The following is a 25,038-nucleotide window of genomic DNA, read 5'->3' as shown; positions in this document are numbered from 1 at the left end:
AGTCCGGCAGCTATTCACCGCGCGACGGCCGCGTTTCATCTCGCGCATGGTCGAATGCATTTAGCAGTTTACCGCGAAGCAAATGAGTCTCTGCCGGCCGATCGAACGCAACAGACTCGTAGGCTAACTGCCCCGCGGAAGCACGGAATGCGGCAACGAGTTGATCGAAGGCCGAAGCCAGCCTGTCGTGGCTAAGGCTTGGACGCCTAGCGAGGTCGCGGCCTAGAAAAGTTACAACATCGTCGCGGTAACTCTGAGGAATATACAGACATCCTCGCTTTTCGCGGCCCCTCTTCTCGATGACCATTCTGTGCGCCAAACGACGACGAGCCTCTGTTAATGCGTAACCGCTCACCAGCTGTTGTTGGTGCTGAGATCTGCCGCGACTGTTGCCAGATATCAGCTCCGCGAATCGCTCGGCTCCAGCAAAGATCGCGCGATTAAGGGGCCCGCCTTCGGGATCCCGATTATCCCATTGGGGCACGGCCCGCTCTGGCGTATCCGAGCGGTTCACAAGAATAGATAAGGTGAGGCCCACAGCGATTGCTTGCATCACCTCGCGCCCCTGGCCCGTCCGCAGCTTAACGACCTGGACGAGTCGGCCGGTACTCCATTCTCGATAGAGCTCCAAAGCCTCACGTTCAGCGGCGGCGGTGACAGACTGCGATAAAACGACAAGGCCGTCTGACAAATCTTCGTGCATTAAGATCTCAAGCACAATCCTCGCCTCCGCACCTACCAATAGCGTACCCTCTCCCACGTCGGTCACTAAAGGACTTCCGAACCTACTGAGGCGCCGAACCAAGTCTTGAGGAGTCGGTGGAATAGCCGCCAGCCTGTCTCGAAGGCTTTGACCGCGTACAAGCGGGTCAAAAAACCGTCGGCAAAGCTCTTTATCGCCCTTTACCGTGCTCGGCAATGCCCCATAGGTAAGCGCCCACAACTGTGTCAGATCGCGCGTCAATACGGAGACTTCTGACGAGGCAAGGACCACCGGCACACCGAAGATCGAGCGGCTTCCTTTATTTTGGGACGTCACAACGATACCGATTCCGCTAAGTAGCCACGCTGTTGAAGCTTTACAACCCTCTGCCGATCCTGCTCGCTGGAGGCGGGGGTAAGCTGTGGCATCCTTTCGAGTGGCAGAATCACGACGATCTGATCAGACTGGTTCGCGTTAGCACGAGCCGCGAGGTAATCGAGCAAAGCTTGCATTCGCGCCGCATCGAGGTACGATCCGAACTCGTCCAGAGCAATGAGTCTGTTCTCGGATACAGGCCCCTGGTCCAACTGGGCGACCCTGGCATGCGTGTATGCGAAAGCCTGCTGCCCACTAGAGAAAGCGGCGAGGGGAATCTCCTTCGGCCCTTCCGTCCCAGTCCAAGTGACCGTAAGACTGGTTGAATCTAGCCGAATATCACTGGCGCCATCGAACAATGCCGTGCTGAGAAAATCATTGTTAAACCAGCCGCGAACCTGGTCCGCAAGCCATGACCGCGCAGCCAGGTCCCAGCGCGAAGTACGGGTTGGGCCGGTAGAGGGCGCACGAAGGACACCGTGAAGTCGCTGGAACGCCTGGGCAATCGAAGACGTCGCACGGTAGCTGGCGTCAAGCCGATTTCGTGCGATTGCAAGCTTCGTAGACAGACCCTCCAGGATCTCGGCGTGCCCCAATTTATCACTTTGATGGAGCTGACTCAGATCTTGGTGAGCTGCTCGAAGCCACCCATGTGCCTCGTCGGTCGCAAGCTCCTTGCCAAGTTGAAGGAGCTGAGCGGCCCGTGCTTCTGCTATTCGGCTCGCCTTCTCAAACTGCTGCTGTACTGCGATCTGCCGGCGGGTCAGCTCGTCGAGCTCCGCGAGATGGCGCTCTCTCCGTCCGCGGACGCGTCCAGGTTCGACCTGCGCCTCTTGGCAAAGCCGTTGCAGCTCTGCGGCGAGCGCCGCCTCGTCGAGTCCTCCACCCAGCAGGTCTCGGGCTTGACTTAGACGTGCTTCGTCCCCTTGCAACGACCGGCTCTCTTCGTCGAGCGTGTTGCGCGTGGCAACGAGCTCTTCGACAGTACGCGCTGCCTGCTCCGGCAGCTTCTCGACGGCCTTTCGCAGTCGCTCCTCAGCGCGATGAAGATTGACCGTGGCCGCATCAAGCTCATCGAGCTTCTCAGCCATCTGCGACAGAGCATCGAGCTGATTTCGAATGCTGTCCATCTCTGACTCAAGCTCTTCTGCTTGGGCAGAGGGTCGACGCCGGGCGAGCTTCTCCGCTTGGATTTGGCACAAGCGGCGCAGTTCCGATACCGTGATTGCAGGGAAAGATTCGGTCTCGTCGATCAGAACGTTCGCTGCGAGATCATGGCGTTCTCCGTCCTGCAGCCTATCGGCAATGTCGGCCAATACCGAGATGAGCATCGGCGTCGCATTTACTTGAGGGAGAAGCTCCGCCATCTCTGTCAAGCGCTTACTCAACGTCGACTTCAATTCAGATATAGAGTGCCGGTCCGGGGCAACACCCGCGGCGGCAGCCACCTTCTCCAAAGACGTCTGCACCAGTCGAAGAGCTTTGTCCTGTCGCACAAGGTGATTTTGAGCTAAAACAAACTTGTGCTCCGCCGATTCATTAGCTGTCTGCGAAGCGCTGGCCCGTTCGATCTGCTCATCGATGGCGCGCTTTTGCCCGTCCAGCTCGTCGAGTCGCCGACGCACTTCGCGGATCCTCGCATCGATTTCCGGCCCACGCCCGCGGACCTGATCTAGGCGACCCGCAACCTCAACAGCCTTTTCCAGGAGGCTAGCGAGCCTCTTCCCCTCTTCGAGGTCTGCCGTTGCAGCGTCCAGCGCCCTTCGGGCCGAGTCCGCTGCATGTAACTCCTGTGGCAACTGGGAGGGAAAGCAGTCGCTAATTCTTTCCTGGATTGCCCCTATCAGCTTGTCCAACTCCTCTTGGCGGCGGCCAGCCTCGTGTTCGAGCCAAGACGTTAGGTCGCGCTCTGCCCTGAGGACCCTGTTCGCTAATATGTCTAGGGGAGTCTCTGTCGTTAGGATATGCGAGACTCTTAGAACGTCTGGGATATCAGTCGCTAGCGCAGACTTCCCGTCCATCTTGACAGATCCTAATAGGTTGCCAAGGGGTTCCGGCTTTTCTGGCCATCGCTCGGGATTGAGGTTTATCTCAATCGTTCGACCGCCATGCAGTCCTGTCACCTGCACGCACGCAGACGCGAGGTGTCGACAGAATGTCTGCCACGCTGGTATGTCGTTTTCGAAGGGCTGATCACCTGTACAAAGGCGAAGCAGCTTTATGGCGTTGGTCTTACCGATTCCGTTATACCCTTCGATCTTGCTGATTGGAAAGTCGGGAATCTCTTCGATTATTCGGAGTCCACGGGTGGTCTCTGCGTCAATTTTGATGTGCACGAGCCACAACCTCCTTGGCCGCGTCCGAAAGTTCGAACGGCTCCGACGCAAGCACCCGAATCAACTCGACATCTATCGCAGTCGACTCAGACTCGGCCTCGCCCAGGTAGTCATTGCCCGACCCCAAGGGGACTGCCGTCAGTTCCTCCACGACCTGAACGGCCCGTTTTCCCAGATCAGTCATCCCGTAACCCAACCGTCGTCCTCGCCGAGACCCCAAATACTACCCGGGACCCGCTCGGCAGCGCCTGCCCCACGACAGCGGGTCAACTTTGCTGATCAGCGGATCAGAGTCGTGCAATTGACGTGCAGCGGTCAATCTCGCCCTTAACGGAAGCACCCTGAGCGGCGTAGGCCCCGGCGCCTGGCTTTGGACTTCGGTCCACCGGCTGCGCTCGCCTACCCGTACACATCAGTGCCGGCAAGGGCAGACTTGTGCAGCGGGGAGGAAGCAAGAGGGCATGGAATCGAGAGGGCAAGGGCGGTCCAGAGCAGTTGAGCAGGTGTCCTGCCTACGTGTCGTTGCCAATTTCCTCTGTTCTGGATCAAGGCGCCGCGCGGCGCCGGGCGGTAACCCGGCCGGTGGCTCTCCGCCCCGGCCGCCTGCGGCGCCGGGGCGGAGAGCCACCGACTGCCGCCGGACCGCCGCCCCGAGTCTGTTGATCCGGCCACCGGCACGATCACGGCCAGGCGAAACGGAAGCCGAACCGGGTTTGCGTCATCGGCGGTCAGGGCTTCCGACTGCCGCGCCAGTCCAACCCCAGGACTGGCTTGCCACCGGCCCCTCTCCCGCAGCCGGCGGCACCTCACCGCGGACCCCTCAGCCGATCGCTACACGCACGCACTCCACCGGGCCGGACAAACACCAGCGTTCGCAGCCCCAGAAGGGCTCTCAGCGGCAAGATCGACCTGCCCACCATCTGCCCACAACCAGTCGTCATCGGCTGGACTCAGCCGGACCCGGCCAGACAAACGACAACGGTCCCCGATCAGCATTCCTGCTGGTCAGGGACCGCATCTGCGCCTGGTGGCGGGTAGAGGATTCGAACCTCTGTAGCTTTCGCGACGGATTTACAGTCCGCTCCCATTGGCCGCTCGGGCAACCCGCCAGGGCACGCCGCCGCGTCGTAACGCGGCAGCGGAGCAAGGATAGCGGTCGCCCCCGGGGGCGTGGCAACCGGGTACCGTCAGAGGGTCGTGGGGCTGGTCAGCACCGCGACGACCCTGACAGACCGCCGGACAAGCAGGAGCATCAGCATGGCAGCGAACCCGTCGTTCGACATCGTGAGCAAGGTCGACCGGCAGGAGGTCGACAACGCCCTTCGCCAGACGGAGAAGGAGCTTGCCCAGCGGTTCGACTTCCGTGGCACCGGCGCCGAGATCTCCTGGTCGGGTGAGGAGGCGATCAGCCTCCAGGCCGAGACCGAGGAGCGGGTCAGCGCCGCCCTGGACGTGTTCAAGGAGAAGCTGGTCAAGCGGAACATCTCGTTGAAGTCCCTGGACGCCGGTGACCCCCGTGCCTCGGGCAAGGTCTACAAGATCGATGCCAAGGTGATCCAGGGCATCGAGTCGGAGAAGGCCAAGGCGATCAGCAAGAAGATCCGCGACGAGGGCCCGAAGGGCGTCCAGGCGCAGATCCAGGGCGACCAGCTCCGGGTGACCGGCAAGAAGAAGGACGACCTCCAGGCCGTCATCTCGCTGCTCAAGGGCGAGGACTTCGGGGTGGCCCTCCAGTTCACCAACTACAGGTAGAGCGGCCCCGGCCGGGCGGTCGTCCCCCGACGGGGACGGCCGCCCGCCGCACGAACCCCGGAAGACAGCGGGGCCGCGTACCCCGTTCAGACCGTGACGGGGTGTTCGGCGCGGACGGCGGCGGCCTCGGCGCGGGCGATGGGGCCGCCGGGCAGCGCCGCGACGGCGGCCCCGACGCCGACCGCCCCGGCGGCGAACAGGAACGCCCAGGGCACCCCGCCAGCGTGGTCGACGATCAGGCCGGCCACCGCACCGCCGGCCGCGCTCGCCGCCACCGACATGGTCACCACCCAGGTGTACGCCTCGTTGAGCATGCCCGTCGGGGTGATCCGCCCGACCAGGGTGTTCTCCAGGGTCAACGCGGGGGCGATGGTGGCCCCGCCGATCACCAGGGCGATGCCGAGGGACACCGGACCGGGCATCACCGCGAAGATCGCCAGGGTGCCGGCCACCGCCGCGAGCAGCCAGGCGAACTGGCGGGTCATGTTGGCCGCCGGGCGGCGTACCCCGAACCAGAAACCGCCCACGGCGCTGCCCACCCCCCAGACGGCGAGCAGCAGGCCGGCCAGGCTCTGCGGGTCGTCGGTGGGCTGGCTGCCGGCGAACGCCGGCACGATCACCCCGGCCGCGCCGAACGCGATGCCGAGGCTCGCCACGCAGACCAGCAGCGCCGGGAAGCCGCCCACCCGCAGCGGGCCGAGCCCTCGGGCGTGGTGCTCGCGGGGGTGCGGACGCCAGGCGCGCATCACCCGGCCCAGCGCCACCCCGCCGGTGCCGACCAGGGTCACCACTGCCGCACCGAGCAGCGCGGCGGCGGCGTCGGCGACCAGGACGAACCCGGCCACCAGCAGCGGGCCGAGCACGAAGACGACCTCGAACAGCGACGTCTCGGCGGCCAGTGCGGTGTTGCGCAGCTGGTAGCGGCCGGTCGCCGGGGCGGTCAGGTCGTTCCAGGCTCCCCGGATGGCGGCGGTCAGCGGCGGGTAGGTGGCCCCGGCCAGCCCGGCCGCCAGGTAGATCAGGCGCAGGTCGGCGTTCTCGGCGCGACTGGCCCCGAGCAGCCCGAACAGGGCCAGCGGGTGGGCCACGGCGGTGACCAGCAGCACCGGGGTGGGTCCGACCCGGTCGGCGATCCGGCCGGCGACCGGGCTGAGCGCGGCACCGGACAGCGCATAGATCCCGCCGGCCACGGCGGCGAGGGAGTACCGGCCGGTGACCTGCTCCACGACCAGCAGCAACGCCAGCGGTGTCATGCCGATGCCGAGCCGGCCGACGACACCGAGGAGCAGCAGCAGTGGGGCGCCGGGAATCCGCCAGACGCCCAGGTACTGGCGCAGTGCGGACACGGCGGACCTCCCAGGAGACGATCAGGTAACGACTCAGAACCCTGTAGACCCTAACGCCGCAGGTCGCTCCGGGAATGGTCGATTCACTCACACCCGGGGTCGCTGACCCGGTGGCGGCGAGAGGGTAACTTGCTGATCGACCCAGATACATACACCGCTGGATCGCCCCCGATGTCGTAGGAGGTCCAATGGTCGGCACGACGACCGAACGCCGCCGGCCCGGCCCGGCGTCCCGGGGCGGCCGTCACCGGGCAGCCGCCCCGGTGCTCCGGGAGAGCCCCGGTCACCAGCAGAACGGGGTCGAGGAAGCGGAACCGACGACCTGATGACCGACGCCGACGAGCGGCTCTCACCGCCCCCCGGTTACCTGGCCCTGTTCCGCCATCCGGTCGCCTCCCGGCTGGTCACCGCCCGGGGGATCTCCGAGCTGGGCGACTTCGTGGGGCTCGCCGCGCTGCTGCTGCTCGCCTACGACCAGACGCAGTCGGTCCTCGGGCCGGCCGCCGTGTACGCCGCCCGCGCCCTGCCCGCCCTGCTGGTCGCCACGGTGTTCAGCGGTTGGCTGGACGTGCCGGCCCGCCGTACCCTGCTGGTCTGGCTCTCGGTGGCCGGTGCGGTGCTGATCGCGGCCCCCCTCGCGGTGCCCCGGCCGGTGCCGGCAATCGTCGCGGCCGGCCTGCTCGGTGCGGTCCGGGCCGCCTACTCCAGCGTCAACGTGGCGGTCGCCGCCGAGTCGGTGGACGCCCCGCTGCGGCTGCCGCTGTTCGGCCTGTCGGCCTTCGCCAACCAGGTCGGCCAGGTGGTGGGGCTGCTGGCCGGGGCGAGCATCACCGTGGCCCTCGGCCCCCGGGTGGCGCTCCTGATCGACCTGGTCTCGTTCCTCGTGGCGGCGGTGGTGCTGGCCGGGTTGCCGACCGGGCAGCAGCGGCGGCGCGGGCCACGCCCACCGGCCACCGCCGGCATACGGACCATCGCCGGGCACCCGGTGCTGCGCGGCGTCGCCCTGCTCACCCTCGCCACGGTCGTCTCCGGCGCGCTGCCCGAGACCCTCACCCCGGACCTCGCCGACGGGGCCTGGCGGCCCGTGGTGCTGGCCTCGTCGGCGTTGGGCGGCGCGGTCTTCGTGCTGGTGCTGGGGCGGGGCACCTGGTTGGGCCGGTTGACCGGGCAGGTCACCGTGGCCGCCGCCCTGGCCGGGGCGCTGCTGCTGGCCGCCCTGCTGGTCGCCACGCGTTCCCCGGTGTGGGCGCTGGCCTGCGCCAACGCGCTGATCGGCGCGGGCGGGGGGTGGCTGATCGGCGCACAGGCCACCTTTGCCCGGCTGGCCCCGGTGGAACGGATGGGGCAGGTGGAAGCGACCATCGTGGCCGCCAACATCGTGGTGGCAGGTTGCGGGATCTTCCTGCTCGGGTCGGCCGCCGCGCTGTTCGGGCCGGCCGTGGCCTACCTGCTGGCCGGGGTGCTGCTGCTGGTCGTGGTGCTGCTGACCCGCCCCGACCGGCTGCCCGCCGACGCCGGGCCGCACCCGACCGGCCCAACCCCCTGACCCGTCAGACACGACCGCGCCCGCGTCCAAAACGTGGACGCGGGCGCGGTGCCGGTCGGGGTCAGCGCTGGAACTGCATCGGGCCGGTGTTGCGGGCCATCTGCTCCAGCCGTGCCACCCGCTCCTCCATCCGGGGGTGGGTGGAGAAGAGCGCGGCGATGCCGCCACCCCGCTTGAACGGGTTGTCGATCATCAGGTGGGCGGTGCTGGTGAGCTGTCCCTGAGCGGGCAGCGGCCGGGCCTGGGTACCCAGGTGGATCTTGCGGAGGGCGCTGGCCAGGGCCAACGGGTCCCGGGTGAGCTGCGCACCCGACGCGTCGGCCTGGAACTCCCGGCTCCGGCTGATCGCCAACTGGATCACGGTGGCCGCGATCGGACCGAGGATGATGGTGAGCAGCAGCACGGCCGGGTTCGGGCCGTCCTCGTCGTTGCTGCCGCCCAGCGGGATGAAGAACGCCAGGTTCGCCAGCATGGTGATGATGCCGGCCAGCCCGGCCGCCACGCTGGAGATCAGGATGTCCCGGTTGTAGACGTGGGACAGCTCGTGGCCGATCACCCCGCGCAGCTCGCGGTAGTCGAGGATCTCGGTGATCCCCTGGGTGACGCAGACCGCCGCGTTGGCCGGGTTACGACCGGTCGCGAACGCGTTGGGCTGCGAGGTGGGGCTCACGTACAGCCTGGGCATCGGCTGCCGGGCCTCGGTGGCCAGCTCACGCACCATCCGGTACAGCTCGGGGAACTGGGCCTCGCTGACCGGTTGCGCCCGCATCGAGCGCAACGCGAGCTTGTCGGAGAAGAAGTAGGTCACGCCGTTCATCAGCAACGAGACGACGACGGCGATGACGAGGCCGCCGCTCCCACCGAACCAGTAGCCGACCGCGAGGATCAGCGAGGTCAGCAGGCCCAGCAGCGCTGCGGTCTTCAGACGGTTGTGATGCACGATCGCTCCTTCGGTGCGCGGGTCGCGCGGGACCCGCTGACCGGTACAACGTCACCGGTACCCGTCAACCATCCAGCTCATGACTGGCAGTTGACTGACAGAAGCTGTGAACCCGCTGAACGGACCGGACACCGGGGACGGCCCGGGACACCAGGTCAGGGGCCCCCGCCCGCCGGGGCGGAAGCTCCGGCGGGGCGGTCAGCGGGAGGCGAGGTCCAGCACCAACTGCGGGGCGAAGCCGATCACCACGGCCAGCGCGGTCGCCCCGGCCAGCGCCACGGAAACCGGCCAGGCCGCCCGTGCCGGCGCGACCCTGACGGACGCGGCCGGCTCCCCGGCGGAGGCAGGAGCGGGCGGGTCGGCGTACAGGGTGGCGGCGAGGCGCAGGTAGTAGGCCAGGCCGATCACCGCATTCACCGCCACCACCAGGGCCAGCCAGCCGGCCCCGCCGTCCAGCACCGCCCGCACCACCGTCACCTTGGCGAACAGCCCCGCCAACCCGGGCGGCAGGCCGGCCAGCCCGACCAGGGCCAGCGCGAACGCCGCCCCGGCCCAGGGCCGCCGCCGGGCCGCCCCACGCAGGTCCGCCAGCGCGCCGCCGTCCGCACCGGCCGGACGCAGCGCCACCAGCGCCGCGAACGCCGCCAGCTCCACCACCACGAAGAAGACCGCGTACGCCACCGCGGCGGCGTACGCCCCGGCCCGGACGTCGTCGGCCCGGCCAGCGGCCGACACCAGCACCCCCAGCGGAGCCAGGATGTAGCCCGCCTGCGCCACCGACGACCAGGCGAGCAACCGGACGGTACGCCGCTGGCGCAGCGCCACCAGGTTGCCCACGGTCATGGTGAGCACCGCCAGCAGGGCCAGCACCGGACCGGTCACCTCGGCCGGCAGCGCCCGCTGCACCACCGCCAACAGGGCCACCACCCCGCCCAGCTTCGACGCGGTGGACAGGTAGGCCGCCACCGGCAGCGGTGCCCCGTCGTAGGTCGCCGGCGCCCAGGCGTGGAACGGCACCGCCGCCACCTTGAAGGCCAGCCCCAGCACCACCAGCGCCACCGCCGCCGGGACCAGCGGCACGTCGGGCGCGTCGGCCAGCCCGCCGAGCCGGTCCAGGTGCAGGCCGCCGGTCGCCGCGTAGAGCAGGGCCGCGCCGAGCAGGGTGACCGTCGTGGCCACCACGCTCACCACGAAGAAGGTGACCGCCGCCTCGGCACTGGCCAGGCTGCCCCGACGCAGGCCCACCAGCACGTACAGCGGCAGGGTCAGGGTCTCCAGGGCGACGATCAGGGTGATCAGGTCACCGGCCGCGCCCAGCACCACGCCACCGGTCATCGAACAGGCCAGCAGGAAGCAGTACTCGCCGACGGGCGTCGGGCCGCCGCGCAGCAGTGGACCGGAGAGCCCGAGCACGCCCAGGGTGAGCAGGGCGAAGACCCCCGCGACCAGGGCCGCCCGGCCGTCGAACACCCAGGAGCAGTCGGCACCCACACAGAACGTCCGCCGGGTGCCGGCCGCGCCCACCACCACCGCGCCTACCCCGGTGGCGACGACGCCCGCGCAGGCCACCGCCACCGTCGCGCCGGCCCGGCCGACCAGCAGATCCGCCAACAGCACGAGTACGGCGGTGCCGGCCGCCAGGTACGCCGGCAGCAACGCCACGTTGTGGACGCTCTGCACCACACTCACGAGTCGGACCTTTCGTTCGCGACTGCGGGGCTCCGCTGCGCTGCACTCCTCGCGCTCACCGAACCACCCCTCCGCTCGCGACTGCGGGGCTCCGCTGCGCTGCACTCCTCGCGCTCACCGCGCCACCTTTACGCTCGCGACTGCGGGGCTCCGCTGCGCTGCACTCCTCACGCTCACCGGGCCGCCCCCGTTCACCGGACGATCCCCACCAGGGCGTCCACCGGGCCGGTGGCGTAGCCGAGCACCAGGGTGGGTGCCAGGCCGACGGCGAGGGCGAGCAGGACCAGCGGGACCCAGGCGGTCAGCTCCACCCCGGCCAGGGCGGGGGTGAACCGGCCCACCGCCGGGCTGGGCCGACCGTGGGTGACCCGGCGCAGCAACCGCAGGAAGTACGCGGCGGTGAGCGCCCCACCGACCGCCGCCAGCACCGCCAGCGTGGTCCACAGCGGCCCGCCCCGCTCGACGGCCGCGACCACCGCGAACGCCTCACCCCAGAACCCGGCCAGGCCGGGCAGGCCGAGTGAGGCGACCGCCGCGAAGCCGAGCAGACCGGCCAGCCGGGGCGCGGTCTCCCGCAGCCCGGACAGCTCGGCCAGCGCCCCCGTGTGGGCCCGGTCCTTGACCGCCCCGGCGAGGAAGAACAACAGCCCGGTGATCACCCCGTGCGCCACGTTGCCGATCAGCGCCGCCTGGATGCCGGTGGCGGTCAGCGTCGCCACCCCGAGCAGCACGAACCCCATGTGCCCGACGCTGGAGTAGGCGATCAGCCGCTTCAGGTCGTCCTGGGCCAGGCAGACCAGGGAACCGACGAGGATCGCCGCGACGGCCAGCACCCCCAGGATCGGCGCAGCCCAGCGGGCACCCTCCGGGGCCACCCCGACGGCGACCCGGATCAGGCCGTACGTGCCCATCTTGAGCAGCACCCCGGCGAGGATGACGCTGCCGACGGTGGGTGCCTGGGTGTGCGCGTCGGGCAGCCAGGTGTGCAGCGGCCAGAGCGGGGCCTTCACCGCGAACGCCAACCCGAGCAGGGCGAACGCGGCCAACTGGGTGCCCCGGGACAGCCCCGCCCCGCCGGTCAGCGCGACGATGTCGGCGGTGCCGGCGGCGGCCACCACCACGAACACGCCGACCAGCAGCAGCACCGAACCGAAGAGCGTGTAGAGGGCGAACTTGCGGGCCGCCGCGCGGGCCGCGTCGCGCGCCGGCAGGTCATCGCCGGTGCCGCCCCAGCCGGCGATGATCGCGTACATCGGCAGCAGGACGACCTCGAAGAAGACGAAGAAGAGCACCAGGTCGAGGGCGAGGAAGGTGCCCAGGATGCCCACCTCGACCACCAGCAGCAACGCCACCAGGGCCCGGCCGCTCCCCCGGCCCTCGGGCACCCGGCGCACGGTGTAGCCGCAGCAGAGCAGGGTGAGCAGGGCGGTGAGCACCACCAGCGGCCAGGAGATGCCGTCCACCCCGAGGTGGAAACGCAGGTCGAGGCCGGGCACCCAGGGCAGGTCGACCTCGTGCCAGGGCTGCACGGCGGGAGCCGGGCCGTACCCGAACCAGCCGTGGTCGCCGAGCACCAGCAGTGCCGTCCCGACCAGGGTCAGGCCGGCGACCGCCGTGCCCAAAGCCCGGGCCGCCCGCTCACCGGGCAGCACGGCGACCAGCGCCGCCCCCACCGCCGGCAGCACCAGCACCGCAACCAGCAACACCTGCCCCACACTCACTGGACTGACCTTCCGTTCGCGACTGCGGGGCTCCGCTGCGCTGCACTCCTCGCGCTCATGAGGAGACTCCGATCAGGGCGGCGGCGAGGCCGATCAGCAGGGCACCGGCCAGCACCGCCGCCGTCGCGCGGGGCAGCGCCGCCCGGTGCAGCACGGCAAGCCCGGCACCGAGGGTGGACGCGCCCCGGCCGACCCCCTCCACCAGGCCGTCCACCCCGACCTCGTCACCGGTACGGGTCACCCGGGCGAGCGCCGTCGTGGGGCGTACCACGAGGGTGTGTTGCAGGTCGTCGAGGCGGAAGGCGCGGGCGAACACCGGCCGCAGCGGACCCAGCGCGCGGGCCGGATCGGCGGCCGGGTCCCGCCGCCAACCGGCCCAGGCCAGCCCCGCCCCGACCAGCAGCAGCACGATCGGCAACAGCACCGCCGGAGCCAGGTGGACCAGGTCGACGTCGGCGGCGGTGCCCCGCAGCCGGTCGGTGAACGGCGGCCAGAACCCCGCCAGGCCGAGCAGCGCGGCCGGGACGGCCAGCAGCAGCACCGGCCAGCGCATCGCCGCCGGCGGGTCGTGCGGGTGCAGCAGCGGCAGCCGGGGCTCGCCGAAGAAGGCACGCAGCAGCAGCCGGGTGGCGTACGCGGCGGTGAGCAGCACCCCGAGCAGCCCGGACAGCCAGACCAGCCAGCCGACCCAGGTCGGAGCGGGACCGGTGCCGTCGAGCGCGGCGGCCTCGGCGGCGGCGAGCACGCCGTCCTTGCTCCAGAAACCGGACAGCGGCGGCACCCCGGCCAGCGCGCCCAGGCCGATCAGGGTGCACCAGAAGGTGACCGGCATGCTGCGCCGCAGCCCGCCCATCCGGGACAGCAGGGTGGTGCCGACGGCGTGGATCACCGCACCGGCGGCGAGGAACAGCAGCGCCTTGAACGCGGCGTGGGTGAGCAGGTGGAACAGCGCGGCGGCCGGGGCACCGACGGCGAGCGCGCCGGTCATGTAGCCGAGCTGGGAGACAGTCGACCAGGCGAGCACCCGCTTCAGGTCGTCCTGGGCGGTGGCGGCGAGCGCGCCGAGCAGCAGGGTGATCGAGGCGAGCACGCCGAGCACCGCCAGCGCCACCGGGGCGCGGGTGAACAGCGGGTAGAGCCGGGTCACCGCGTACACCCCGGCGGCGACCATGGTCGCGGCGTGGATCAGCGCGGAGATCGGGGTCGGGCCGGCCATCGCGTCCGGCAGCCAGGTGTGCAGCGGGAACTGGGCGCTCTTGCCGGCCACCCCGGCGAGCAGCAGCAGGCAGGCTGCGGTCAGCGTACCGGTGGAGTGGTCGTGGGCGAGCACGTCGGCGATCCGGAAACTCCCGGCGGAGACGCCGAGCAGCGCGATGCCGAGCAGGAACCCGACGTCACCCACCCGGGTGACCAGGAACGCCTTCATCGCGGCGGCAGGCGCCTCGGGCAGCCGGCGGTCGTGGGCGATCAGCAGGTACGAGCAGAGGCCCATCACCTCCCAGCCGACCAGCAGCAGGATCAGGTCGCCGCTGACCACCACCAGCAGCATCGCGGCGGTGAACAGGCTGATCTGCGCGGCGTAGGGCGGATAGCGGTGGTCCACGTCGACGTCGTCGTGCGGGCCGCGCCGCAGGTAGGCCACCGAGTAGACCTGCACCGCCAGGGCCACCGCGGCCACGGCGACCGCGACCAGCGCGGCGACGCCGTCCAGCCGCACCCCGAGGGTGACCCGCAACCCGCCGAGGTCGATCCAGGTGGTGCTGGTCTCCACCGGGTCGCCGACCCGCACCAGCAGCAGCACCGCGACCAGCAGCGCGCCGGCCGCGCCCGCCACCCCGAGGCCGATCGCCGCCCGCCGGGCCGCGCCCTCCCCCCGCGGTGCCGGCGGCAGCAGCAACCCCAGCAACCCGGCAACCAGGGGTACGACCGGCAGCGCCGCCCCGAGCAGCCCGGTCACCGCCCGGCCTCCGCCCGTGCACCGGCCGACCCGGCCACGACGTCACCCGTCGAACCGGCGCGGTCGCCGGACGGCTCGGTCAGCGGCACGTCGTCGACGGTGACGCTGGCCCGCAGCCGGTAGAGCTGGAGCACGATGGCCAGCCCGACGCCGATCTCGGCGGCGGCCAACACGATCACGAACAGCGCGAAGACCTGACCGGAGTGCGGCAGCACCGCCCGCACGGTGGTGTCGGCGGTGACCAGGATCAGGTTGACCGCGTTGAGCATCAGCTCCACCGCCATCAGCACCAGCACCGCGTTGCGTCGCCGCAGCACGCCGTAGACGCCCAGGCCGAACAGCAGCGCGGCGGTGACGTACGGGATGACCGGCCTCACCGGATGGCCTCTGTTCGCGACTGCGCGGGGGCGGTGTCGGGGCGGCGGCCGATGTCGGGGCGGGACAGGATGACCGCGCCGACCAGGGCGGCCAGCAGCAGCACCGACAGCACCTCGAACGGCAGCACCCAGGAGCGGAACACCTGCTCGCCGATGCCCTCGGCGGTGCCCGCCGCCGGCAGCTCCACCGTCGACCAGCGGAACGCGTCGACCAGCAGCGCCGTCAGGCCCAGCCCGGTGCCCGCCCCGATCAGCGCGGCCGGCCAACCCGGCCGGTCCAGGTCGTCGGACGCTCCGATCGGGGCCCGGGTCAGCATCACCGCGAACAGCAGCAGCACCACCACCGCGCCCACGTAGATCAGCACCTGTACCCAGGCGACCAGTTCGGCGGTGAGCACCAGGTAGTCGCCGGCCAGCGCGCCCAGGCAGAGCACCAGGTAGAGGCCGGCCCGGACCAGGTGCTTCGTGGCGACCACCAGCACCCCCGACCCGACCGCCACCGCGCCCAGGGCGAGCAGGAGGACGTCCGCACCGGTCACCGGGGAGCACCTCCGTCGTCGGCGGGGCCGGGGCCGGGGTCGGCCGGCTCGACGCCGGACGCGGCCGGGCCGGCGGCGCGGGGGGCGGCGGGGCCGGGCTCGGGGCGTACCACGGTGGGACGGGCGGCGGAGCTGGTCGGGGCGGCGGCCTTGCGCGCGGCGGTGGTCTCCTCCTTGGCCGGCTCGCCGTGCGGGTCGTGCGCGGGCGGCGGCGGCACCGTGGCCATCCACTGGCCGAGGTGGTCCCGGTCGTGCAGCAGGTCCTTGATGTCGTACTCGGCGTACTCGAACTCGGGCGACCAGTAGAGGGCGTCGAACGGGCAGACCTCGATGCAGATCCCGCAGTACATGCAGAGCGAGAAGTCGATGTCGAACTTGTCGAGGACGTTGCGCTGGCGGGGACGGGCCGCGCCGGCCACCGCCACCTCCTCCTTGTGCGAGTCGATGTAGATGCACCAGTCGGGGCACTCCCGGGCGCAGAGCATGCAGACCGTGCAGTTCTCGGTCAGCAGCGCGATCACGCCCCGGGAACGGGGCGGCAACTCGGGGGCGACGTCTGGGTACTGCTGGGTGTGCGACCGGCGGGTCATCGTCTTCAACGTGACCGCCAGCCCCTTCACCAGCCCTCCGCCGGTGCCCCCGCCGTGCTCGCTCACCGTGTCGCCCCGACTCGCTCGCTCATGGGGTCATCCTGCCCTGTGGCCACGGCGTGCGCGACCACCACCCGGCGTTTGCCGGCGTTACCCTGACAGGCGGGGAGAACGACGCACCGGGAAGGACCGACCGATGACCGCCGCGCTGCAGAACGACCATCCGCCCGAGGGCGGCTGGACGACTGACGATCTGGACGCGCTGCCCGAGGACGGCCGCCGCCGCGAACTTCTCGATGGAGTGCTGATCGTGTCCCCCTCCCCCACCCGCATCCACCAGACCATCGCGATGCGACTTGGCGTCGCGCTCGAAGAGGACTGCCCCGACGACTACGACGTGACCCAGGCCGTGGAGGTGCGGATCAACCGGACCCGCTCGTTCATCCCCGACGTGCTGGTGACCACGTCCACCGCCGCCGCCCGCGAGCCGTCCCGGTACGAACCGCACGAGGTGGTGCTGGCCGTCGAGATCGTCTCCCCCAGCACCCGCTCCATCGACCGGGTGCTCAAGCCGACCCTCTACGCGCAGGCCGGCATCCCGTTCCACTGGCGGATCGAGGTGGAGGACGACGGTCTGGTCGTGCACACCTACAAGATCGACGCGGTGAACGAGGTCTACACCGAGACCGGGCAGTGGACGAAGTTCGTCGACACCGGTGAGCCGTTCCCGGTGAACCTGTCGGTCGCCCGGATCACGCCCCGGCGTCGGTGAGCGGCGGCAGCATCTCCACACCCAACTGTTGCAGCAGTTGGAACAGCTCGTTGACGCTCCACACGTCGACGATCCGCCCGGCGGCGTCGAAGCGCAGGAACGTCGCCCCGGAGTAGCTGACCACCTGCCCGGTCGGCGGCACCGGTCCGAACTGTCCCGCCTGGGTGCCGGCGGCCCGCCAGCGCAGCGCCACCCGGTCACCCGCCGCCACCACGTCCACCAGCTTGTAGCGCAGGTCGGGGAAGGCGGCCCGGCGCTCCCGGTGCCAGGCCAGCACCGCCGCCGGGCCGGTGCCGCCCAGCCCCGGGCACTCCTCGGCGACCAGTTCGTCGGCCGACTCCTCGCGGCCGGCGTTCCACACGTCGGCCACGAACCGCCGGGCCACCGCCTCCACGTCGATCATGCGGGCAGCCTAGGCCCCCGTTACCGTGCCACCGGACGCCGGACCCGCCATGATGGGAGCCGAAGCGGACGAAAGGCGACACGATGGCGGAGAGCAACGGCACGACGGCGACCCAGACCGGCGGCAAGTACGTCGAGCCGGGCGGTGAGTTCACCCGGGACCAGCGCTACATCGCCACCCGGATCACCGTCGACGGGCGGGACGGCTACCCGGTCGAGCCGGGCCGCTACCGGCTGGTCGTCAGCCGGGCCTGCCCGTGGGCCAACCGCATGATCATCGTACGGCGGTTGCTCGGGCTGGAGGAGGCGCTGCCGATGGCGGTGGCCGGGCCCACCCACGACGCCCGGAGCTGGACGTTCGACCTCGACCCGGACGGGCGCGACCCGGTGCTCGGCATCGAACGGCTGGCCGAGGCGTTCTTCGCCCGCTACCCCGACTACGACCGGGGGATCACCGTGCCGGCGATCGTCGACGTGCCGACCGGGCAGGTGGTCACCAACGACTACGCGCAGATGACCCTGGACCTGTCCACCCAGTGGACGGCGTACCACCGCGAGGGTGCCCCGCAGCTCTACCCGGAACACCTGCGCGCCGAGATCGACGAGGTGAACGCGGTGGTGTTCGCCGACGTCAACAACGGGGTGTACCGGTGCGGCTTCGCCGGCTCGCAGGAGGCGTACGAGAAGGCGTACCGGCGGCTGTTCGACCGGCTGGACTGGCTCAGCGACCGGCTCGCCAACCAGCGTTACCTGGTCGGCGACACCATCACCGAGGCCGACGTGCGGCTGTTCACCACGCTGGTCCGCTTCGACCCGGTCTACCACGGCCACTTCAAGTGCAACCGGCAGAAGCTGAGCGAGATGCCGGTGCTGTGGGCGTACGCGCGGGACCTGTTCGCCACCCCCGGGTTCGGCGACACCATCGACTTCGACCACATCAAGCGGCACTACTACGAGGTGCACCGGGACATCAACCCGACCGGGGTGGTGCCGCTCGGCCCGGACCTGGTCAACTGGCTCAGCCCGCACGGGCGGGAGGCGCTGGGCGGCCGGCCGTTCGGCGACGGCACGCCCCCGCCGCCCCCGCCGCCCGGCGAGCAGGTGCCGCCGGAGCACACCCCGATCGGCTGAGCCATCCCGACCACGCGCCCCCGCCCGGCCCACCGGGTCGGGGGCGCGCCGCGTCCTCCCGTACACCGCGCGCCGGGCCGAACCGACTGTCGACAGCGGACACCGAGAGCTGCCACACATTCACCCTCAGCGTTCAAGAGTTAACACGATGGTCAATATGACCTGTTCGACTAGGGGGCGTCCGTCGCCGCGATTCCCGTCGGCGGGCTACCAGTCCACTACGGACTCCCCCTTCGAGGAGGATCGAGCCTTGCGCAAGCTGGGTAGCAGGACCGCACGTCTGGGCGTACTCGCCGGTGTTCTCGCCGGCGCGCTCGCCACCACCACCAACGCCGCCGTCGCGGCACCGGGCACCCCCGCCCCCGGCCGGGACGCGCCCGCGCCGCTGCTGGCCGGCAGCGCGGAGGCCGCGCCGGACCGGTACATCGTCGTCCTGGACGACAAGCCGGTCAGCGGCGAGCGCACCGCCCGCCTCGCCCGCACCGACCAGTCGGCCGCCGTCGCCGAGCGGGCCGGCGGCACCGTGCTGAACCGCTACACCCAGGTCCTCGACGGGTACGCCGCCGTGCTGCCGCCGGCCGCCCTGGCCGCCGTCCGCAACGACCCGGCCGTGCAGTACGTCGAGCGGGACACCCGGATCGAGGGCGGGCTGACCGGCACCACCCCGGACCGGACCGGACCGACGACCGCCCGCGCCGAGCGGGCCCAGGCCGGTGGCGTGTCCATCCAGGCCGTGCAGAGCAACCCGCCGTCGTGGGGGCTGGACCGCATCGACCAGCGCAACCTGCCGCTGAGCAACAGCTTCGGCTACACCTCGACCGGTTCCGGGGTGACCGCCTACATCGTCGACTCCGGCATCCGGGCCACCCACGTCGACTTCGGCACCCGCGCCGCCGGGGTCTACGACGCGGTCGGTGACGGCAACGGCACCAACGACTGCCACGGCCACGGCACGCACGTCGCCGGCACCATCGGCGGCACCACCTACGGGGTCGCCAAGTCGGTGACCCTGCGGGCGGTCCGGGTGCTCCAGTGCGACAACTCCGGGTGGAGCACCGACCTGATCGAGGGCGTCGACTGGCTGGCCACCAACCACGCGACCGTGTCGGTGGCGAACTTCAGCCTCCAGGGCTACGGCACCTCCGCGAACACCTCGATCGAGAACCTGATCGACCACGGCGTTTACCCGGTCTTCATCGCCAACAACTTCAACACCGACGCCTGCACCAACGGCCCCCGGTCCAGCCGGGGCATCACCGTCGCGGCGACCGACATCAACGACAACCGGGCCTCGTTCTCCAGCTACGGGACCTGCGTCGACATCTTCGCCCCGGGGGTGGACATCACCTCCGCCGGCATCGCCTCGAACACCGCCGTGGCCAGCGGCTGGTCCGGCACCTCGATGGCGGCCCCGCACGTCACCGGCTGGCTGGCCCGCTACCGGCAGACCAACCCGACGGCGACCCTCGCCACCGCCAAGAGCGCGCTGATCACCGCCGCCACCACCGGCAAGGTCGTCAACCCGGGGACCGGCTCCCCGAACCGCCTGCTCTACGCCGCGCCGTGAGCGCGCCGGAGGGGCCCCGGACAGTGACCCGGGGCCCCTCCGGGCCGGCGCTCAGTTCAGGGTGAGGCGTACGGCGGTGGTGAGGACGAGCTGGGCCAGCGCGGCCGGCACCAGGACCAGCCAGCACAGCCGCTGGAGCTGGTCCTCCCGCAGCCGGGGGAACGACACCCGCAGCCAGATGATCACGAACGAGACGGCGAAGACCTTCAGCAGGGTCCACAGCCACCCGAGCTGGGCGTCGGCGAACGGGCCCTGCCAGCCACCGAGGAACAGCACGGTGGTCAGCGCGGCGATCACCACGATCCCGACGTACTCGGCGAGCAGGAAGAACGCGAACCGCAGCCCGGTGTACTCGGTCATGTAGCCGAACACCAGCTCCGAGTCGGCCACTGGCATGTCGAACGGGGGCCGCCGGATCTCGGCCAACCCCGCCACGAAGAACACGATCATGGCGGGGGCCTGCCAGAGCAGCCACCACGGCTGCCACGCCTCGACGATCCCGCCGAGGCTCAGCGTCCCGGCCGCCACCGCCACCGAGGCGGCGGCCAGCACCAGCGGCAGCTCGTAGCCGAGCAGTTGGGCCGCCCCACGCAGCCCACCGAGCAGGCTGTACTTGTTGGCCGAGGCCCACGCCGACATCAGCACCGCCACCACACCGACCCCGACCACCGCCAGGACGAAGAACAGGCCGATGTCCAGCGGCTGCCCGACCAGGTCGTCCGGGCCGAGCGGGATCACCAGCAGCACCAGCAGGTAGGGCACCAGGGCCACCACCGGCGCCAGCCGGAACACCGCCCGGTCCGCCTCGCGCGGGGTGATGTCCTCCTTCTGGACGAACTTGATCCCGTCGGCGACGAGCTGCGCCCACCCGTGGAAGCCACCGGCGTACATCGGACCGAGCCGGCCCTGCATGTGCGCCATCACCTTGTGCTCGGCCTGGCCGACGATCAGCGGCAGGGTCAGGAACGCGACCAGCACCCCGCCGATCCGGATCACCAGCTCCAACCAGGTCGGCATCAGGCCGTACCCCCCTCGTCGCCACCCCGGTCACCGCGGGCCCGGCCGTCGGCGACCGCCGGGCCGTCGCCAGCCGCGCCGGGGCGGGGGGTACGCGGCGGCCGGGCCGGCCGCTCCCGGGGCGCGCGGGCCGGCGCCCCGTCGCCCACCGTCACCGGGCCGGCCGGGGCCGGCACCACACCCCACTCCCCCGGGGCGGGCACCCCGGGCGGGCGGACCGCCCGACGACCGCCACCGGCCTCCGACTCGCCCGGTTCCTTCGCCCCCGGCCACGGTTTGGCCACCCGGGAGGCGAGCACGAACTCCTTGCGCAGCGGATGCCCCTCGAACTCGGGCGGCAGCAGCAGCGGGGTCAACTCCCGGTGGCCGGTGAAGTCGACCCCGAACATCTCGTGGGTCTCCCGCTCGTGCCAGGCCGCGCCCGGGAAGATGTCGACCACCGACGCCACCGTCGGCGTCTGCCTCGGCACCCGGGTCCGCAGCAGCACGCCGTGCCGGTGCCGGGTCGACCACAGGTGGACCACGACGTCGAAACCGCCGGCCAACTCGTCGACGGCGGAGAGCCAGTCGAAGAAGTCGCAGGCCAGCTCGGCGTCGTCGCGCACCGCGCGGAGCGTGTCCGCCCAGGCCGCCGGGGGTACGTCGACGGTGGCCCGGGCGTGGGCCTGCCCGCCGGACACCGACGCGGTCGCCTCGACCGGCGTGAGCAGCGCGACCACCCGCCGACCGACCTCTTCCGGAGTCATGCGGTTGATCCTATGGCCGCCGCCCCGACGCCGGGCCCGCCCGCCCGGTCGTACGCGCCCGGCGGACACCTGGATGAGGTGAACGGACGGCCCCGCGCCCCGTCGTACGACCGTTCCGGCGGGCGTCGTACGACGGTTCCGGCGGGCGTCGTACGACCGTTCCGGCGGGCCTCGTCTGGCGCGTCGCCGGGCAGGGCGGGGCGGGCATCTGACGCTTTGGCCGGCAGTGCGGGGCGGGGCGGGGAAAGATGGGGGCCGTGCGCGCTGTGACGGTGACTCCCGGGGTCCACGACTCGCTGCGGCTGGTGCAGGACTGGCCGGAGCCGCCGGCCGAGGAGGGCGCCATCCTGGTCGAGGCGCTCGCCGTCGGCATCTGCGGCACCGACCAGGAGATCATCGCCGGGGACTACGGGGAGGCCCCGCCCGGCCAGCGGGAACTGGTGCTCGGCCACGAGTCCCTCGGCCGGGTGCTGGAGGACCCGTCCGGCACCCTGCAACCCGGCGACCTGGTGGCCGGCATCGTCCGCCACCCCGACCCGGTGCCCTGCCCGAACTGCGCCGTCGACGAGTGGGACATGTGCCGCAACGGCCGGTACACCGAGCACGGGATCAAGGGGCTGCCCGGCTTCGCCCGGGAACGGTGGCGGGTGCAGCCGAAGTTCGCCGTCGGGCTGGACCCCGTCCTCGCCCCGGTCGGGATGCTGCTGGAGCCGGCGAGCGTGGTGGCGAAGGCGTGGGACCACATCGCGCAGATCGGCACCCGGGCCGAGTGGAAGCCGCAGACCGTCCTGGTCACCGGGGCCGGGCCGATCGGGCTGCTGGCGGCCCTGCTGGCCGTCCAGCGTGGCCTGTCGGTGCACGTGCTGGACCGCAACACCACGGGCCCCAAGCCGGACCTGGTCCGGGCGCTCGGGGCGACGTACCACACGGTGCCGGTCGACGAGCTGGACTTCGAGCCGGACGTGGTGGTCGAGTGCACCGGCGCGCCGACCGTGGTGCTGGAGGCCATGTGCAAGGTCGGCCCGGCCGGGATCGTCTGCCTGACCGGGGTGTCCAGCGGGGGCCGGACCATCGACTTCGACGCCGGGGCGCTCAACCGGGCGCTGGTGCTGGAGAACAACGTGGTGTTCGGCTCGGTCAACGCCAACCGGCGGCACTGGGACCTGGCCGCCCGGGCGCTCGCCCGGGCCGACCAGTCGTGGCTGAACGCGCTGATCACCCGCCGGGTGCCGGTGTCGGCGTACGCACAGGCGTACGCCCACACCGACGAGGACATCAAGGTGGTGCTGGAGTTCGGGGCGTGACGCCCGACGGGCCGGTTCAGATGCCGGGCAGCCGGCCGTTGCGGAACAGGTCCACGAAGAGCTGGTGGTCGGTGCGGGCCCGGACGCCGTACGCGTGGGCGAACTCGACCAGGTGCCCGACGAAGCCGTCGGTGTCGTCGCCGATCGCGGCGACGATCGCCTCCTCGGTCGAGTAGTCGACCAGGTCGTGGCTGGACTCGTCGTCGGCGACCGAGTGCATCCGGGCCACCGCCCGACCCAGGTCGGCGAGCACCCCGGCCAGCTCCTCCGGTTCGTTGACGTCCGACCAGTCCAGGTCGGCGGCGTACGGGGAGACCTCGGCGACGAGCTGACCGGCCCCGTCCAGCTCGGTGAAGCCCAACCACGGGTCGGCGTGCGCCTGCAACGCCCGCTGCGACTCGGCCGTGCGGTGCCCCTGGTGCCGGAAGTAGCCCCGGACCCGCTCGTCGTCGATGTGCCGGGCCACCGCCGGCACCTGCGCCTGCTTCATGTAGATGACGACGTCGTTCTCCAACGCCTCGGTGTGCCCCTCCAGCAGCAGGTTGTACGACGGCAGCCCGGCCGAGCCGATGCCCACCCCCTTGCGCAGCACCACGTCCTTGATCTGGGTGGCGACCGGTCGCAGCCGGGCCGTCGACTCGGGCAGGGTGTCCAGGTACGCGGTGAACGCGGCGCACACCTTCTTGCGGGTCTCCGCGTCGATCTCGAACACCCCGTCGCCGAGGGAGAACCGCCGCTCGTAGTTGTCGACGGTGGTCTGCGCGGCCAGCAGATCGACCCGGGTGTTCAGCCGGGCCTCCTGGAGCACCCGGCGCAGCACCCCGTCGGCGTTGTCCAGGGTGATCGAGCCGATCGCGTCGTCCCCACCGGCGGCGATGGCCCGCAGCTCGGTCAGGTACGACCGGGCGAGGCCGGTGACCAGGTCGCCGATCACCCGGTCGGACAGGGCCTTGGCGTAGCCGATCAGGGCCACGCTGGCGGCGAGCCGCTTCAGGTCCCAGGAGAACGGCCCGACGTACGCCTCGTCGAAGTCGTTGACGTTGAACACCAGGTGCCCGGAGGCGTTCATGTAGGTGCCGAAGTTCTCGGCGTGCAGGTCGCCGTGGATCCACACCCGGCTGGTCTGCTCGTCGAGGAACGCGTCGTCGGCGAAGTCGCCGCGCTGGTCGGCGTAGAACAGGGCGGCGCTGCCCCGGTAGAAGGCGAACGGGGAGGCGGCCATCTTGCGGAACTTACGGCGGAACGCCGCGGGGTCGAGCGCCATCGACGCGCCGAACTCCTCGGTCAACACGTCGACGATGAAAGCGGACCGTCGGTCCACGGAGTCGGTCATGCCCCGCACGCTAACCCCTACCCGCCACCTCTTTCCCGGGCCGTCCGCCCACCCCGCCCGGCTCCTGCCCGCCTCGCCCTGTTCCGCCCCGCCTCGTCTCGCCGCGCCCCGGTGATCAAGAGGTTTGCGTCAGTTGATCAAGAAGTTTGCGTCAGATTTTCGCGGGATGTTGACGCGAACCTCTTGATCACCGGGGCACAGCGGGGGCGCGGGGGCGGGGCGCAGCGGGAAGCGGGGGCGGGGAAAGGCGGGGCGCAGGGGTCGGTCAGGAGGGGGTGGGGGGGCGGACCGGGGGGGCGGTCAGCGACTCGACCGGGCGCGGGGCGGTGTCGGTGGGTGGGGCGAGCGGGTCGGTGCGGTCCACGCCACCGATGCCTGACTGTTCGGCGGCGATCTTCTCCTGGAGGCGGAGGATGCCGTGCAGGAGCGCCTCCGGGCGGGGCGGGCAGCCGGGCACGTAGACGTCGACCGGGATGAGCTGGTCGACGCCCTTGGTCACCGAGTACGAGTCCCAGTACGGGCCACCGCAGTTGGCGCAGGACCCGAAGGAGATGACGTACTTCGGCTCGGGCATCTGGTCGTAGAGCCGCTTGATCGCCGGAGCCATCTTGTCGGTCACCGTGCCGGAGACCACCATCAGGTCGGCCTGCCGGGGCCCGTGGGCGAACGGGATGACACCGAGCCGGATGAAGTCGTGCCGGCCCATGCTGGTGGCGATGAACTCGATCGCGCAGCAGGCCAGGCCGAAGTTGAACACCCAGAGCGAGTAGCGGCGACCCCAGTTGAGGACGAACCGGATCGGCTCGCCGAGCACTCCCGGCAACTGCACGACCGCCTCCCGACCCCCGCATAACCGCTGTCCGCCCAGGGACAGTCAACCACAACCGCCCCGCAT

The 25,038-nt window shown here is 70.9% G+C and carries 23 protein-coding genes and 1 tRNA gene; 7 read left to right on the top strand and 17 right to left on the bottom strand.

What is annotated here, in order from left to right:
• Nucleotides 1-10 precede the first annotated feature (10 nt).
• The 4 genes from B5D80_RS32965 to B5D80_RS16480 form a co-directional block, all read right to left on the bottom strand.
• Nucleotides 11-769: a hypothetical protein gene (locus tag B5D80_RS32965; RefSeq protein ID WP_158224197.1), complete on the bottom strand. Its 759-nt coding sequence runs from the start codon at nucleotides 767-769 to the stop codon at nucleotides 11-13.
• Nucleotides 770-1,035: 266 nt separating this feature from the next.
• Nucleotides 1,036-2,703: a hypothetical protein gene (locus B5D80_RS32960; RefSeq protein WP_144081690.1), complete on the bottom strand. Its 1,668-nt coding sequence runs from the start codon at nucleotides 2,701-2,703 to the stop codon at nucleotides 1,036-1,038.
• Between the two features lie 694 nt (nucleotides 2,704-3,397).
• On the bottom strand, nucleotides 3,398-3,598 hold the full coding sequence (locus tag B5D80_RS16485; protein ID WP_088644770.1) for a hypothetical protein: 201 nt from the start codon (nucleotides 3,596-3,598) through the stop codon (nucleotides 3,398-3,400).
• Between the two features lie 841 nt (nucleotides 3,599-4,439).
• A tRNA-Tyr gene (locus tag B5D80_RS16480) sits at nucleotides 4,440-4,523 on the bottom strand.
• Nucleotides 4,524-4,671: 148 nt separating this feature from the next.
• Here B5D80_RS16480 and B5D80_RS16475 point away from each other — a divergent pair.
• Nucleotides 4,672-5,166, top strand: a complete 495-nt coding sequence (locus B5D80_RS16475; RefSeq protein WP_088644769.1) for a YajQ family cyclic di-GMP-binding protein — start codon at nucleotides 4,672-4,674, stop codon at nucleotides 5,164-5,166.
• Nucleotides 5,167-5,252: 86 nt separating this feature from the next.
• Here the strand turns inward: B5D80_RS16475 and B5D80_RS16470 are convergent, their stop codons facing one another.
• Nucleotides 5,253-6,512: an MFS transporter gene (locus B5D80_RS16470; RefSeq protein ID WP_088644768.1), complete on the bottom strand. Its 1,260-nt coding sequence runs from the start codon at nucleotides 6,510-6,512 to the stop codon at nucleotides 5,253-5,255.
• 188 nt (nucleotides 6,513-6,700) lie between these two features.
• On the opposite strand from B5D80_RS16470, the gene B5D80_RS33390 reads away from it, so the two are divergent.
• Together B5D80_RS33390 and B5D80_RS16465 are read left to right on the top strand one after the other, a co-directional pair.
• Entirely contained in the window at nucleotides 6,701-6,838 is a 138-nt protein-coding gene (locus B5D80_RS33390) for a hypothetical protein (protein ID WP_158224196.1), read from the top strand.
• Entirely contained in the window at nucleotides 6,838-8,058 is a 1,221-nt protein-coding gene (locus B5D80_RS16465) for an MFS transporter (protein ID WP_088644767.1), read from the top strand. The genes B5D80_RS33390 and B5D80_RS16465 overlap by 1 nt, the downstream gene beginning before the upstream one ends.
• 61 nt (nucleotides 8,059-8,119) lie before the next feature.
• Here the strand turns inward: B5D80_RS16465 and htpX are convergent, their stop codons facing one another.
• The 7 genes from htpX to B5D80_RS16430 all read right to left on the bottom strand — a co-directional run bounded on the left by htpX (nucleotide 8,120) and on the right by B5D80_RS16430 (nucleotide 15,937).
• Nucleotides 8,120-8,998, bottom strand: a complete 879-nt coding sequence (gene htpX, locus B5D80_RS16460) for a zinc metalloprotease HtpX (RefSeq protein WP_088644766.1) — start codon at nucleotides 8,996-8,998, stop codon at nucleotides 8,120-8,122.
• 198 nt (nucleotides 8,999-9,196) lie between these two features.
• The gene (locus tag B5D80_RS16455) at nucleotides 9,197-10,687 is read right to left on the bottom strand and encodes an NADH-quinone oxidoreductase subunit N (protein WP_088644765.1); all 1,491 of its coding nucleotides are present in this window, start codon (nucleotides 10,685-10,687) and stop codon (nucleotides 9,197-9,199) included.
• Nucleotides 10,688-10,878: 191 nt separating this feature from the next.
• On the bottom strand, nucleotides 10,879-12,408 hold the full coding sequence (locus B5D80_RS16450) for a complex I subunit 4 family protein (protein ID WP_088644764.1): 1,530 nt from the start codon (nucleotides 12,406-12,408) through the stop codon (nucleotides 10,879-10,881).
• A 55-nt stretch (nucleotides 12,409-12,463) separates the two neighbouring features.
• The gene (locus tag B5D80_RS16445; RefSeq protein ID WP_088644763.1) at nucleotides 12,464-14,365 is read right to left on the bottom strand and encodes an NADH-quinone oxidoreductase subunit 5 family protein; all 1,902 of its coding nucleotides are present in this window, start codon (nucleotides 14,363-14,365) and stop codon (nucleotides 12,464-12,466) included.
• A complete protein-coding gene (gene nuoK, locus B5D80_RS16440; protein WP_088644762.1) occupies nucleotides 14,362-14,742 on the bottom strand; it encodes an NADH-quinone oxidoreductase subunit NuoK in 381 nt (126 codons plus the stop codon). Before nuoK ends, B5D80_RS16445 begins: the two co-directional genes overlap by 4 nt.
• Nucleotides 14,739-15,281: an NADH-quinone oxidoreductase subunit J family protein gene (locus B5D80_RS16435; protein WP_088644761.1), complete on the bottom strand. Its 543-nt coding sequence runs from the start codon at nucleotides 15,279-15,281 to the stop codon at nucleotides 14,739-14,741. Before B5D80_RS16435 ends, nuoK begins: the two co-directional genes overlap by 4 nt.
• On the bottom strand, nucleotides 15,278-15,937 hold the full coding sequence (locus B5D80_RS16430; RefSeq protein ID WP_088644760.1) for a NuoI/complex I 23 kDa subunit family protein: 660 nt from the start codon (nucleotides 15,935-15,937) through the stop codon (nucleotides 15,278-15,280). Before B5D80_RS16430 ends, B5D80_RS16435 begins: the two co-directional genes overlap by 4 nt.
• A 130-nt stretch (nucleotides 15,938-16,067) precedes the next feature.
• Between B5D80_RS16430 and B5D80_RS16425 the strand changes: the two genes are divergently transcribed.
• Nucleotides 16,068-16,643, top strand: a complete 576-nt coding sequence (locus B5D80_RS16425; RefSeq protein ID WP_088644759.1) for a Uma2 family endonuclease — start codon at nucleotides 16,068-16,070, stop codon at nucleotides 16,641-16,643.
• On the opposite strand, the gene B5D80_RS16420 is transcribed toward B5D80_RS16425, so the two are convergent.
• Nucleotides 16,624-17,046: an ester cyclase gene (locus B5D80_RS16420; RefSeq protein ID WP_088644758.1), complete on the bottom strand. Its 423-nt coding sequence runs from the start codon at nucleotides 17,044-17,046 to the stop codon at nucleotides 16,624-16,626. The two genes, B5D80_RS16425 and B5D80_RS16420, sit on opposite strands and share 20 nt — an antisense overlap.
• An 83-nt stretch (nucleotides 17,047-17,129) precedes the next feature.
• Between B5D80_RS16420 and B5D80_RS16415 the strand changes: the two genes are divergently transcribed.
• Both B5D80_RS16415 and B5D80_RS16410 read left to right on the top strand, forming a co-directional pair.
• Nucleotides 17,130-18,176, top strand: a complete 1,047-nt coding sequence (locus B5D80_RS16415; RefSeq protein ID WP_088644757.1) for a glutathione S-transferase family protein — start codon at nucleotides 17,130-17,132, stop codon at nucleotides 18,174-18,176.
• A gap of 250 nt (nucleotides 18,177-18,426) precedes the next feature.
• On the top strand, nucleotides 18,427-19,743 hold the full coding sequence (locus B5D80_RS16410) for a S8 family peptidase (protein WP_211291529.1): 1,317 nt from the start codon (nucleotides 18,427-18,429) through the stop codon (nucleotides 19,741-19,743).
• Nucleotides 19,744-19,794: 51 nt separating this feature from the next.
• Here the strand turns inward: B5D80_RS16410 and B5D80_RS16405 are convergent, their stop codons facing one another.
• Together B5D80_RS16405 and B5D80_RS16400 are read right to left on the bottom strand one after the other, a co-directional pair.
• Nucleotides 19,795-20,760: a complex I subunit 1/NuoH family protein gene (locus tag B5D80_RS16405; protein WP_088644755.1), complete on the bottom strand. Its 966-nt coding sequence runs from the start codon at nucleotides 20,758-20,760 to the stop codon at nucleotides 19,795-19,797.
• Entirely contained in the window at nucleotides 20,760-21,506 is a 747-nt protein-coding gene (locus B5D80_RS16400; RefSeq protein WP_088644754.1) for an NADH-quinone oxidoreductase subunit C, read from the bottom strand. Before B5D80_RS16400 ends, B5D80_RS16405 begins: the two co-directional genes overlap by 1 nt.
• Nucleotides 21,507-21,763: 257 nt before the next feature.
• On the opposite strand from B5D80_RS16400, the gene B5D80_RS16395 reads away from it, so the two are divergent.
• On the top strand, nucleotides 21,764-22,810 hold the full coding sequence (locus B5D80_RS16395) for a glucose 1-dehydrogenase (RefSeq protein ID WP_211291528.1): 1,047 nt from the start codon (nucleotides 21,764-21,766) through the stop codon (nucleotides 22,808-22,810).
• A gap of 16 nt (nucleotides 22,811-22,826) precedes the next feature.
• Here the strand turns inward: B5D80_RS16395 and B5D80_RS16390 are convergent, their stop codons facing one another.
• Nucleotides 22,827-24,143, bottom strand: coding sequence for a DUF2252 domain-containing protein (locus B5D80_RS16390; RefSeq protein WP_088644752.1), 1,317 nt, complete (start codon nucleotides 24,141-24,143; stop codon nucleotides 22,827-22,829).
• A gap of 265 nt (nucleotides 24,144-24,408) precedes the next feature.
• On the bottom strand, nucleotides 24,409-24,972 hold the full coding sequence (locus B5D80_RS16385) for an NADH-quinone oxidoreductase subunit B (protein ID WP_088644751.1): 564 nt from the start codon (nucleotides 24,970-24,972) through the stop codon (nucleotides 24,409-24,411).
• Between the last annotated feature and the right edge of the window lie 66 nt (nucleotides 24,973-25,038).

The sequence above is a fragment of the Micromonospora wenchangensis genome (assembly GCF_002210435.1).
Taxonomy (GTDB): Bacteria; Actinomycetota; Actinomycetes; order Mycobacteriales; family Micromonosporaceae; genus Micromonospora; species Micromonospora wenchangensis.
The sequence above is the reverse complement of the archived record's forward strand: the minus strand, read 5'-3'. Positions and strand labels throughout refer to the sequence as shown.